Here is an 806-nt window from a genome sequence, read left to right on the forward strand (position 1 = left end):
CGATCTCGTCGACCTGCCCGATCTTGCCCATCGGCTGGGACTCGGCGGCCTTCTCCAGCCAGTCGTCGCCCGCACCGTGGAAGGCGCGCTGGGTGGCGTCCTCGCCCTCGGTGTCGGTCCAGCCGATGTTGAGGCCGTTGATACGAATACGGTCCCAGCGGTGTGCGTGGGCCGCGTTGCGGGTCAGCCCGGCGAGCCCGGCCTTCGCCGCGACGTACGGGGCGAGGAAGGGCTGTCCGCCGTGCTCGGCGCTGGAGATGACGTTGACCACGGTGCCGGGGGCCTTGCGCGCCACCATGTCCGCCACCGCCGCCTGCATCGCGAAGAACGGCGCCCGCAGATTGATCGCGATGTGCGCGTCGAACAGCTCCGGAGTGGTGTCCAGGAGCGAACCGCGTGACGTCAGCCCCGCCGCGTTGACCAGGCAGTCGACGCGCCCGTACGCGTCCACGGTCTGTACGACGCTGTCGCGCGCCTGAGCGGCGTCCGACAGGTCCGCGCGTACGAAGCGGGCGCCGGTGTCCGCGGCGAGTTTCTCGCCGACGTCGGCCCGGCGTCCGGTGAAGACGACGGTCGCGCCTTCGCGTACGGCAGCCTGGACGATGCCCGCGCCGACGCCCTGGCTGCCGCCGTTGACGAGGACGACCTTGTCCTCAAGCAGTCCCATGAGTGCGTTGTTCTCCTTCAGCTCCGGCGGCGCTTGGCGCCCGCCTGTAGTTCCTGGCGGAGCCGGGCCGGGGCCCAGCCTTCGGCGACTGCCTGCCAGAGGGTGTCCGCCTGGGAGGGCGGAGCGAGACCGTCGACCG

The 806-nt window shown here is 71.5% G+C and carries 1 protein-coding gene and 1 pseudogene; both read right to left on the bottom strand.

Going from position 1 to position 806, the window contains the following annotated elements; all coding sequences use genetic code 11:
- Positions 1-667, bottom strand: a 667-nt coding sequence (locus AOK17_RS47380; RefSeq protein WP_245697913.1) for an SDR family oxidoreductase, incomplete at its 3' end; no start/stop codon positions are given.
- Between the two features lie 17 nt (positions 668-684).
- Positions 685-806: pseudogene (locus AOK17_RS53395) on the bottom strand (phytanoyl-CoA dioxygenase family protein); the annotation flags it as partial.

This window comes from Streptomyces phaeochromogenes (assembly GCF_001418655.1).
Classification (GTDB): domain Bacteria; phylum Actinomycetota; class Actinomycetes; order Streptomycetales; family Streptomycetaceae; genus Streptomyces; species Streptomyces phaeochromogenes.